The sequence below is a fragment of the Pseudomonas sp. URIL14HWK12:I6 genome (assembly GCF_000514195.1).
Classification (GTDB): domain Bacteria; phylum Pseudomonadota; class Gammaproteobacteria; order Pseudomonadales; family Pseudomonadaceae; genus Aquipseudomonas; species Aquipseudomonas putida_A.
This window is the reverse complement of record NZ_AZVL01000001.1, coordinates 159,726-171,119: the sequence shown is the minus strand read 5'-3', so window position 1 is coordinate 171,119 and position 11,394 is coordinate 159,726. Positions and strand designations below refer to the sequence as shown.

General features: G+C 61.6%; 9 protein-coding genes. 2 read left to right on the top strand and 7 right to left on the bottom strand.

Translation table 11 applies throughout. From position 1 onward, the window contains the following. Positions 1 to 63: 63 nt before the first annotated feature. Positions 64 to 1,464: a dihydrolipoyl dehydrogenase gene (gene lpdA, locus H043_RS0100810; protein WP_027610317.1), complete on the top strand. Its 1,401-nt coding sequence runs from the start codon at positions 64 to 66 to the stop codon at positions 1,462 to 1,464. Positions 1,465 to 1,560: 96 nt separating this feature from the next. On the opposite strand, the gene H043_RS0100805 is transcribed toward lpdA, so the two are convergent. Next, complete coding sequence (locus tag H043_RS0100805; protein ID WP_027610316.1) at positions 1,561 to 2,034, bottom strand: Lrp/AsnC family transcriptional regulator; 474 nt, start codon at positions 2,032 to 2,034, stop codon at positions 1,561 to 1,563. A 144-nt stretch (positions 2,035 to 2,178) separates the two neighbouring features. On the opposite strand from H043_RS0100805, the gene H043_RS0100800 reads away from it, so the two are divergent. Further along, positions 2,179 to 2,808 carry a LysE family translocator gene (locus H043_RS0100800; RefSeq protein WP_027610315.1) on the top strand — a complete coding sequence of 210 codons (630 nt, stop codon included), beginning with the start codon at positions 2,179 to 2,181 and terminating at the stop codon, positions 2,806 to 2,808. Here H043_RS0100800 and H043_RS0100795 read toward each other — a convergent pair. Genes H043_RS0100795 through H043_RS0100770 form a run of 6 tightly spaced genes read right to left on the bottom strand, consistent with a single transcriptional unit; the run spans position 2,805 to position 10,986 of the window. Continuing rightward, entirely contained in the window at positions 2,805 to 4,937 is a 2,133-nt protein-coding gene (locus H043_RS0100795) for a hypothetical protein (RefSeq protein WP_027610314.1), read from the bottom strand. The genes H043_RS0100800 and H043_RS0100795 overlap by 4 nt on opposite strands. Then, positions 4,924 to 6,117: a DUF3142 domain-containing protein gene (locus H043_RS0100790; protein ID WP_027610313.1), complete on the bottom strand. Its 1,194-nt coding sequence runs from the start codon at positions 6,115 to 6,117 to the stop codon at positions 4,924 to 4,926. Before H043_RS0100790 ends, H043_RS0100795 begins: the two co-directional genes overlap by 14 nt. Before the next feature lie 48 nt (positions 6,118 to 6,165). After that, complete coding sequence (locus H043_RS0100785; RefSeq protein ID WP_027610312.1) at positions 6,166 to 6,984, bottom strand: class I SAM-dependent methyltransferase; 819 nt, start codon at positions 6,982 to 6,984, stop codon at positions 6,166 to 6,168. Continuing rightward, entirely contained in the window at positions 6,978 to 8,132 is a 1,155-nt protein-coding gene (locus tag H043_RS0100780; protein WP_027610311.1) for an acyltransferase, read from the bottom strand. Before H043_RS0100780 ends, H043_RS0100785 begins: the two co-directional genes overlap by 7 nt. Beyond that, entirely contained in the window at positions 8,129 to 9,433 is a 1,305-nt protein-coding gene (locus tag H043_RS0100775) for a glycosyltransferase (RefSeq protein WP_027610310.1), read from the bottom strand. Before H043_RS0100775 ends, H043_RS0100780 begins: the two co-directional genes overlap by 4 nt. Next, on the bottom strand, positions 9,427 to 10,986 hold the full coding sequence (locus H043_RS0100770) for a glycosyltransferase (protein ID WP_256214085.1): 1,560 nt from the start codon (positions 10,984 to 10,986) through the stop codon (positions 9,427 to 9,429). Before H043_RS0100770 ends, H043_RS0100775 begins: the two co-directional genes overlap by 7 nt. Positions 10,987 to 11,394 lie beyond the last annotated feature (408 nt).

The window sequence follows — 11,394 nt, the reverse complement described above, 5'->3', positions numbered from 1 at the left end:
ACGTTCGTAATTTTATCGACCGACTACTTTTAGCGATCCGCATCCCCAACGAGGAGCAACAGCATGAGCAACTACGACGTGGTCATTCTGGGCGGCGGCCCCGGTGGTTATAACGCAGCGATCCGCGCCGGCCAGCTTGGCCTGAAGGCAGCCTGCGTGGAAGGCCGCGCCACCCTCGGCGGCACCTGCCTGAACGTCGGTTGTATGCCGTCGAAGGCCTTGCTGCATGCTTCGGAGCTGTACGACGCGGCCATGGGTGCGGAATTCGCCAACCTCGGCATCGAGGTCAAACCCACGCTCAACCTCGCGCAAATGATGAAACAGAAAGACGAAAGCGTGAGCGGCCTGACCAAAGGCATCGAGTTTCTGTTTCGCAAGAACAAGGTCGACTGGATCAAGGGCTGGGGTCACATCGACGGCCCGGGCAAAGTCAGCGTGACCGACGATCAAGGCAACAAGACCGAATTGAGCGCCAAGGACATCATCATCGCCACCGGCTCCGAGCCTACGCCCCTGCACGGCGTCGAGATCGACAATCAACGCATCCTCGACTCCACGGGCGCGCTGTCGCTGAGTGAAGTACCCAAGCATCTGGTGGTGATTGGCGCCGGGGTGATCGGCCTGGAGCTGGGTTCGGTCTGGCGCCGCCTCGGCGCCCAGGTGACGGTGGTCGAATACCTCGACCGCATCTGCCCCGGTGTCGATGGCGAGGCCGGCAAAACCCTGCAGCGTTCGCTGAGCAAGCAAGGCATCAGCTTCAAATTGAGCTCGAAGGTCACCAGCGCCACGACTTCGGCCAACGGCGTGCAACTGAGCGTTGAACCCGCCGCCGGTGGCAACGCTGAATTGCTGGAAGCCGACTACGTGCTGGTCGCGATCGGCCGGCGCCCGTACACCAAAGGCCTGGGCCTGGAGAACGTCGGCCTGACCACCGACAAGCGCGGCATGCTCGCCAACCGACAGCACCGCACCGAGGCAACCGGCGTGTGGGTGATCGGCGACGTGACATCCGGCCCGATGCTTGCACATAAGGCCGAAGACGAAGCGATGGCCTGCGTGGAACAGATCGTCGGCAAGGCCGGCGAGGTCAATTACGACTTGATTCCCAATGTCATCTACACCCGGCCCGAGCTGGCCAGCGTCGGCAAGACCGAGGAGCAGCTCAAGGCTGAAGGGCGCACCTATAAAGTCGGTAAATTCCCGTTCACCGCCAACAGCCGGGCCAAGATCAACCATGAGACCGAAGGCTTCGCCAAAGTCCTCGCCGACGAACGCACGGACGAGATCCTCGGCGTGCACCTGGTCGGACCGAGCGTCAGTGAAATGATCGGTGAATACTGCGTGGCCATGGAGTTCAGTGCGTCTGCCGAAGATATCGCGCTGACTTGCCATCCGCACCCGACCCGCTCCGAGGCGCTGCGTCAGGCGGCGATGAATGTCGAGGGGATGGCGACGCAGATGTAACCGTCGACCGCCAACCTCTTCGCGAGCAGGCTCGCTCCCACATTCGATCACATTCCAATGTGGAAGCGAGCCTGCTCGCGAAAGGAGCAACCCGCTCTACAGCGGCAGATGCCCCAACGGCAACGCCCCCGGCGTCTTCACCGTGTGAATCGCAAAGTTGCTGCGAATGTCACTCACCCCCGGCAGCTTCAGCAGGCAGCCGCTGAGAAAACGGTCGTATGCGCGCAAATCCGGCACCACCACCTGCAACAGAAAGTCCGACTCCCCCGATACCAGAAACGCCGAGATCACCTCCGGCAGGGCGGTGACTGCCGCGTAAAAGACTTCGGCCTGCTCATCGTTGTGGCGCTCGACCTTGACGCCGACAAACACCGTCAGCCCCAGTCCCACTTCATCGCGATCGAGGTTGGCCTGGTAGCCACGAATCACCCCGGCCTCCTCCAGCATCCGCACCCGGCGCAAGCAAGGTGACGCCGACAGGCCGATCTCGTCCGCCAGCTCGACATTGCTCAGCCGTCCGTTGCGCTGCAAGGCAGCGAGAATCTTGCGATCAAAAGCGTCAAGTTTCATGTTTGGCAGATCCTGCGGGTCAAGGCGCAAAAAGAAAGCAGGTTATGCCAATCCCAAGGGTTTTTGAAGTTGACTTCGCAAGCACCTGCCCCGCCCTTGCGCCATAGACTTTGCTCACCGAATCGATAACGAAAGGGCTGCGACATGACGAGTTTCTGGCTGTTTTTTCTGGCATTGGCGGTGGTCTTCCTGTTGCCCGGCCCGGACATGATTCTGTTGCTGCAAACCGGTGCCCGCCAGGGTCGCGGTGCGGCGCTGGCAACCGCCGTTGGCCTGGCGATCGCCCGGGGCTGTCACGTGGCATTGGCGGCATTGGGTCTGGCGGCGCTGTTCAAGGCGGCGCCGTGGACGTTTGATCTGGTGCGCCTGGCCGGTGCGGCGTACTTGCTGTGGATCGGCATTCAATGCTTGCGCAGCAGCTTGCTGCCGAACCTGAATACGGCTGCCGTGACTGACACCCAAGGACAATGGCGCGAGGCGATTCGCCGTGGCCTGCTGACCAATCTGCTCAATCCCAAGGCCTTGCTGTTCTGCTCGGTGCTGTTGCCACAATTCATCGTCAATGACGGCGCAGCAGTGCTGACCCAGTTTGCCATCCTCGGCGGGTTGCTGGTGGGCATCGGGCTGCTGTTCGACAGTGCCTATGCCCTGACCGGCGCGGCGCTGGGCCGTTGGCTGCAACACAGTCCAACCGCCCAACGCGTTCAGCAATGGCTGTTCGGCAGCCTGCTGATCGGCTTCGCCGTACGCCTGACGTTTATCCAGCAGGCCTAGGGTTTGCGGGACTTGCGCCGACGACTGAACAACACCAGCACGCCAGCACTGATTAACAGCAGGACACCGACCACCGGCCACTTGTACGGACGCAACGAATTGCGCACAGCGTCGGTCACCTGGGTCACGTAACGCTTGTCGGCGTTTTCGAAATCCGGATAGGGGCACTGATTACCGAAGTCCACCGCCCAAGGCACGTACGGGCCTTCATTGACGTAGCGTCGATACAGCGCGCTCTGCTCTTCCAGGCTGCTGTTGAAACCCGCAGCGTTACACAACACCGCCGCAAACGCCTGACTGGTGTGCGGCAAATTATCCGCGGCCCGACTGGCCAGCGCGGTGGCGACAAAACGGTAGTGATAACGCTCATCCGGCTGCGCTTCACTGGCCTTCTGGCGCTGCACTTCAGCCTCGGCCACCAGCGGCCCGACCTTCAGCTCGGTGTTTTCCAGGCTGTAGTTGCCGCCAAACGTGGCGTAGTCCGGCGCCATCTCGTAGCCGAGAATGTCCATGCCCCATTCACGCGCGGTCCACGCCGCGTTGTACAAGGCGCTGGCGCGTTTGGTCGGCCACCACGCAGCATCAGCCTTCATCCGTTGCTCGCCGTACAGACGGGCCTTGTGCTGCAGATCGGGATTGTCGAAATAGCCGACTGCTTCCTCGTAATGCCCTTCACGCAGCAAGCGTCGCCCCAGCAGATTGCGCAGGCTGGCGGCGACCGGCAGCGGCACGTAGTTGTCGCGCTGCTGCTGGGTCAGCGCCGGTGGCGCCGGCACGTTGTCATCGACATAGCGTTTGAGCTCATCGACCGTCAGCACGCGCTCGGCCACCGTCGCCGCGTCGAACCAGTAAATGCTGTTGCTGCGATACAACTGCACAAACGCTTGCAGGTATTCGCCACGTTGCAGCGCGAGAATCGCGCTTTCGCCCTCGACCCGGCATTTCGGCTGAACGGTTTCGAAGTCCCCGTCAGGGGTGCGCCGGTAGCCCCAATCTTCGCTCTGCGGGAAAGCTTGCGCGGCTTTGGCATAGGCGGCAGCCGCGGCATTTTTATCGCCGTCACGCACTGCCAGCTTGGCCCGCAGCCACCACGCCAATCCGCCGTCACCGGCGTTTTCAAGGAAGGCCTTGGCGCTGGCGTAATCACCCTGTTGATAGTTCATCGCCGCCAGTCGATCGGCGTTTTCCAGGCTGCCACGGGTGCTGTTCTGCAGCAGCTTGATGAGTTTCTTCTCGTTCGGCGGTTGTTCGTCGAACGACCAGCCCATGCGGCTGATCAACGAGGCGGTAACCAATTGCTGCACGGCTTTGCGCTCCAGCAACTTGGCCAGTTGCGGCTCGGGCAGTTCGGCCAGCTCATTCATCAGTTGTTTCAGCGAGGTGTAACCCACGGCCGAACCGTGCAGGTTCTGCGCTTCATACAGTTCGATGGCGCCGTTCCAGTCGCCGGCGTTGCGCAGCACCCGCGCCTCTTCACCGAGGCTGGCCACACCGAGTTCCAGCGGATCACTGAAGCCATCGATGCTCAGTTGTCGAGCCTGACGGAAGGCCCCACGTGCGTCCTCCAGCACTTCGATGACATCGCCCGCCTCGGCACTCGTGGCAAACCAGACACGGCCCAGGGAATACGCCGCCCAGGTGCTGCGCAGCGGGCGCTGATCGGCCGGCAGTGCCAGCACTTTGTTGAAGTATTCGATCGCCAGCGGATGATCGCCAGTGGCAAACGCCACCGCGCCGGCCACGTACAAACGGATTTCCGCCGGCAGACTGGCGCCCTGCGCCTCGACCTGACGCGCATCGGTCAGGCCACGCAGTTGCTTGACCAGCGCCTGTTGTTCGGCGCTCAGACCGACCTGCTCGGCTTTTTCGCGCAGCGCAGCAGGCTCGCTTGCGTCGCCGTACATGTCGTCGGGATTGTGCGTCGCAGCGGTGACGTTCTTCAGCCCGGCAATGGTCTTGCCGAGGCGGCTGATCTCGAAGTTGAAGTTGCCCTCCGGCAAATCGGCCAGGGTTTGCCCGCGATTGTCGAGCAGGCGCATCGGGAAGTCCGGGCCGCAGGCCAACGCCGAACCCAGCGGCAGGCTGAGGCTCAGGCAGAGCAGATGGCGGGGCCAGTTACGGGTCAACATGCGAACCTCCTTGATCAATAAATGCACAGCGCGCCCAACCGATGGCGCGTTGTCCACCCGCCGGCAAACGACCGTCGCGCAGGCGGGTGAAGGTAAGCAGATCCGCGCTCTGTTGCAACGAGTAACCGGCGAGCGCATCGGCGCCTTCGCAAGCGCTGGCCTTGACGATGATCCGTGCGGGCCAGGCACTGTCGAGGTTTCCGACATTGCGCAGGGCGATGTCCTGCAGGCCATCGTGGTCGCTGAACGCCAGACCGAGTTGGCTGCTCAACGCATCGCCGCGGGCCACGGCGCGCAACGTGGTCAGGCTCCAGGCCCGACGATCATTGGCCAGCGGCAGGCGAAACCAGATCAGCCCGGCCAGATGTTCCGGCGGGTCCTCGCGCAGCGCTTTTGCAAGTCGGCTCAGTTGCAACGGATCGGCGAGCAGTTCCCGGCGTTGCCCTTCACGTTCGATCGGTACTTCGCTTTCCACCACCGGGGCACCGTCGGCATCCGGCAGCAGCGCCACGCCATAGGCCGGCAGCGCCAGATAGAACGATTTGCTGCTGATTTTGCCCCAGGCGCTGGCCCAGCGCCGAGCCTGCTCGGGGTCGAACAAGCCGCGTCGCGGATCGCTGACGGCGTGCACCTGCAGCACGCTGCTGTCGACTGTGGCCAACAACGCCGGCAGCTGTGAACTGCCGAGCCACGCCGGCAGCGCGGTGATGCTCAGCGGCAACGATGCGGGCAACGCGGAACGCAGATGTGTGAGGAACTCGATGTATTCCGGCAGACGCGCATTACCCGCGTCATGATCGATCTCGACGCCACTCAGGGTCAGTCCCTGCGCCTGCCAGTCGGCGACAACCTGAAGAATCTGCGCCGTGACCTGCGACTGATCCAGACTTTTGAGCTGACCGTCGAGACGAATCACCGCGATCAGAGGCCGGCCATCGTGCTTGAGCAACGGCGCATCGATCCGCGCCCGATGCCAGCCGTCACTGGGGAATGCCTGCAAGGCCAACACGCGCAGGGTCGAAAAGTCGCTGCGGCTGTCTTTCAGCGCGAGCTCATGGGCGGACGTCCATTGGCGTTGCCAGACGTAGAGTTGCTGATCGAGTGGCGCTGCGTCCTGTCGTTCACAAGCACAGAGCAACAACACCGCCAGCATGGCCGACAACCCGACGATAACGCGCATACCTTGCAGATCCCTGAGACATCAGGCTGCAAGGGTACACAAAAGCACTCAGGGCTTGCGGGCAATGATCACCTGACTCTTCGCCACCACCGCGTCCAGCGCCTGCTTGATCTGTGCACCACGGGGCGAATCGAGCACCGCTTGCCAGGTATTGGCCCAATGCTCGAGCAACGGGTGATCGGGGTTACTGAATTCGACCTTGGCTTCCCAGAACAACAGCATCCACATCGACCAGTAAAAGCCGTATTGACTGTGGCTGATGATCTCCAGCCCGGCGTCACTGACCATCGCCTTGAACTGCTCTTCGCTGATGATGCGAATGTGGTTGGGTTTCTGGAAATAATCCGGCGAGGCAATGTCTTTCTGCAAATCTTCCGAGCTGGGATGCGGCACGCTCAGCAGGTACAGCGCTCCCGGCTTGCCGACCCGTACCAGTTCGGCGAGAAATTGCGCCGGATCGTCGACATGCTCGATGACTTCGGTGGAGACCACGCGGGTGGCGGTGGCATCGGCAATCGGCAGCGGGTTGCAGTCGGTCACGTGGCATTCGACGCTGCGTGCCGGGGTATCGCTCAGACGCTGGCGGGTGGCCTCGACTTTGGCCGCGTCGATGTCGGCAATGATGATCTTCGCCCCGCGCATGCCGCAGAAATGCACATTACCGCCGTCGCCACAGCCGACATCGAGCAACGTGTCATCGGCGCTCACCCGAAAGCCTGTGAACAGCTCGTCGGTCTCCTGATTGAACCAGCCACTGAGCTTTGCGTCGTACAGGCCGAGCATGTACGGATCAACCTTGTCGGCGGCAGATGGCACAGCAACCGGTGCGGGAGACGTTGCCGTGAGTTTCTTCAAAAGGCTCAGCATGAGGTAGCTCCAGAGGATGGGACGGCGGTTCGCGACGTACCGAGGCGGCGCACCAGCGCGGCGCCGCGATTGCGCATCGGCATTTCGATGAATCGGTAATTCAATTCGCTGAGCAGCGCGATCAGACCGCCGGCGATCAGCACCGTGAGAATCGGGTGCCCGGCCGGACTGGGCAGCCCCGCGTCCTGCAAGCGGAAGATCAATTCACGGACCAGCAGATAGGCCGGAATATGGATCACGTAGATGCCGTAGGAACGGCTGCCGATCCACGCCATCAGCCGTTGCAACCTTCCGCGCGGCAGCAGGTAATCGCGGTTGTACGAGGCAATCCACACCAGCAGCGCGCTGAGCATGGCGATCGAGCCGATGCGGTAAGAGGCGAACGTGAAGCGGTCGGTGGCCATGTAACTCAGCAGCAACGCCAGCACAATCAGTACCGAAACGCCGGCCCACGGCCGCCGCAGGAACCTCGGTTCCCAACGGGAATAACCCGGCTGCGCGCTCCACATCGCCAGCAATACGCCGAGGGCCAGGGCATCGGTGCGCACCACCATCAGCAAGGGGGTGCGCAACGTGAACAGTTGCACCGCGACCAGCGCCAGCAATACCCAGCCCAGATGTCGGCGACACACGACAATCAGCAGCGGGAACAGCAAGTAGAACTGCTCCTCCAGTGCCAGGCTCCAGTAGACGAAACTGCTGCCGTATTCGTACTGAAAGAAACTGTCGGCAAAACGGAAATTGGCGTACTGCAACACCCCAGCCAGCGTTGCCTGCAGATTGGCGTGCAGCGTGCCGAACGCACCTGAGCGATTGAGCAAGACACAGGCCAGCAACATCAGCGCCAGCCACAGCCAGGCCGAGGGCAACAAACGAAAAGCCCGGCGCAGCCAGAAATTGCGTGTCTGCTCCCAGCACTGTCGACGGCTCGTGCAGCCTTGCAGCACGGGGATCAGGCTGCGGGCGATGACAAATCCGGAGATCGCAAAAAACAGGTCAACGCCCCACCAGGACTGCGCCCAATGGTGGACTGTTTGCAGCAGCGGCACGGTGTCGGTGAACAGGCTGCCCTGCAGGTGATGAAACAGCACACCGAGCACCGCGATCGCGCGCAGTACCTCGATGTCCATGATCCGTTTGCTGTTCATGCCCCGCGCATCTCGGGGTCTGCGGCAACCCGGCGTCCGAACAACTGCCCCAGAAACACCTGCAACCGCTGCTCGGCCACTGCCTGACTGCAGAAATCCTGCAGGCTGCTCACCGCCTGAGCGGCCATCTGTGCATAACGTTGCGGATCTTCTTTGGCGACCACATAGCTGGCGCGATAGGCCGTGCACAACGACGTCCAGTTAGTCACATAACGCAGGGTGCGGAAGGCCTTGCGCGGGTCATGCGGCCAGGCCGTGAGCTCGTCGGTGGAGTCGATCAGAAAGGCGTTGTCGGCACTCAGGTAATCGATCATTGCCGTCGTACGCGGCGCCACCGCCGGTTTGCCGCAGGACATGAATTCCATCAACGGCAGGCACTGGCCCTCGCCATAGGACGTGTTGACCACATAGCGGGTCGCCTGCACCAGACGCTCATAATCGGCGTCCGCGAGGTAGCCGTAGATCAGCACGATCCGGCAGCGGTAGGACTGATTCTTGTACAGGTGGTGGAGGATGTCGCTCAGCGCTTCTTCGGCATCGTGGTGCGTCAGTTTCAGCACGAGCGTTGCGTCCTCGACCTCGCGGAACGTCACGCAGAATGCACTGAGCATGTCCTCCCAGTTCTTGCGCCCATCGCCGGGATTGAACACTGAGGTGTAGACCACGCCGTCGAGCAGCAACTCCTGCTCCCTGACCGGCGCATGAAAATCGAGTCCCTTGCCCGTGCGCAAAGGCCGGGGGGCGAATGCGTTCAAGTCAAGTTTGCGACTGTCGGCCACCAATCCCTTGATCTTCAACCGTACCGGTCCATTCGGTGGCTGGCCCTGCAACGGCGCACCGTGGGCGGCAAAGCGATCCCATACCGGCGCAGGCACCGCGACGATCGGGTAATCGCTGTCCATTGCCTCGCGCACCGCGTTAACGGTGTAGCTGGAATGGGTGATCGCCGCTCCGCAAGCCTGCAGCACCGTGCGCCAGTCGTTGCGCGGCTCACCGGCAAACGGCTCATTGGGGATGGTGCTGAACTCCCACGCAAACACCGGCAAAGTCGGACACATCAGGTGTACCGGCGTGCGATGGGGCGGCGAGAACGACAGGAAGACGCACGGCTCGCCACTGGCGCGGCATTCCTCGTAAAGCGCGTCGACTTCGGTCAGCGGATCGGCCACTTCCACCACGCGTCCGAGACGCTCGAGTACCGGGCGATATTCCTTGAGCACGAAGTAATAGCTGTACTCCGAGCGCCCCAGATTCTGTGCAATGGTGTGCTGGTTGGTTTCCGAATGAATGATGATCAGCATGAGGCGTTTTCCGTCACTGACGCAGCATTGGCGGGATGCGGTGCAAGCCCGAAAAATTCCGCCATGCGCGTTTGCACGGGGGCAAAAGCGCAGTAGTCATGCATGCGCTCGACCGCTGCCGCCGACATCTGCCGGTACCGCTCCGGCTGGTCTTTGGCCATGCGGTAGCTGTCCTCGTAGGCTTGTTTCAGCGAAGCCCAATCCGGGCGGTGGCGCAGGGTGCGGTAAATCAGCCGCGAGTCCTGCGGCCAGATGGCGGGTTCTTCGCTGGACTTGATCACGAAGGCGACGCTGTCATCGATGTAGTCTTCCATGGCCGTGTGGTCCGGGGCGATTACCGGTTTGCCACTGGACATGAACTCCATCAACGGCAGACACAGGCCCTCACAGCGCGAGGCGTTGACGTAGTAACTGGCAGCGGCGTAAAGCCGGGTGTACTGGGCGTCATCCAGATAACCGTGCAACACCACCACCCTGCAGGCAAAGGGTGAGAGCTGCGCCAACAGGGTCATTAATTCGCTGTAGTAAGAGGCCAGATTGTTCTGGGTAATTTTCAACACCAACGTGGCATCGGCCGTTTCCCGAAATGCCCAGCAAAACGCGGTGATCAGTTGATGCCAGTTCTTGCGGCCATCTTTGGGGTTGAATACGGTGACATAGACCACACCGTCGACCGTGGTGTCGACCACCGACGTGGTGTCCGGCAGATCCAGCGGCGGCGGTTCGACCACTGCCACCGCCTGTGGACCGGCGATACTCGGCAGCTGTCGCTCCAGCCAGGCATGCGCCCTGCGTGAGAAAAGATCACGCAGTCCCTCCCAATACCAGTGATGCAGAAACTTCACCCGCGGCTGTTGCTGTTCGCGGCCTGCATCCAGACGCCACTGGCGCAGGTAGTGCCGGGCGATGACCAGGCGCCGTTTGACGGTCAGCGGAGGAGGTCGCTGTGCCTCGATCGCGGCCAGTTGCTCGGCGGTCAGTGGTTTGGGCAGCAGGTCATCGGCTGAGAGCGCCAGCGTACGGCTGTCGAAAATGCAGCCCTTGATCGCCAGCGGCGTGCCTGGATTGACCGGCGCCGGAACTTGCTGCTGACGAATCGCCGCAAAGTTCTCCCACAACGGTGTCGGCAAAACCAGTACCGGAAAGTCCTCGCCCAGCGCCCGGCGAATCGCCCGGGCAGTATGGCTGGACAGAGTAATCACCCGCCCTTGTCGGGCCAGCATCTGCGTCCAGTCGTGGCGCGGATCGTTGTCCCAGATCTCGTCCGGGATCGAATCGAACTCCCAGGCAACCACACACAGGGTCGGACACTCAAGATCGGTCGGCGTATTTTGCGGCGGGGTGAAAGAGAGAAACAGCATGTCTTCGCCCGCCTCGCGCAATTGGCGAAAGAGCGGATCAACCTCGGTGATGGCGGACACCACATGCACCCGCCCAAGGCTTTCCAGCACTGGGCGATAAGCCTTGAGCACGAAGTAGTAACTGTATTCGGGACGCCCGAGACTCTGGCTGATGGAACGGTCGTTGACGTCCGAGTAAAGAATGAAGTTCATGGCATCCCACGATGAAGCCGCCATCCCGGCTGCTTCAATCCATGACGGCGAAGCGCTGAATCGTGGTCGGCATGCCGACACTCGTCCTGCATCTTCCAGCCCGTCTTTGTTCTTGTTTTTAGTGGTCGGTCTGACTGGGGCTGAACAACCCCTGTTGAACGCGACGAGGGGCATTCTAAACACATCCGTCGCGGATTCGTGAACCGCCCGGCGAGAATAAATCCGTCTACTCTGACGAGAACTGACCAGTCACGGTTTGCCCTGTTGAAATTGCCAAGCATTTGGCACAGATTGGTAACAAACAACTACAACAACGACTTCGCCTGTCATCCTGTCGGCCCTTTTCATGCGGCCTGACAGACTTCCCCTCAAAGCCTGTGGGAAAGTGGCGAATGTTAAAGACCAAGG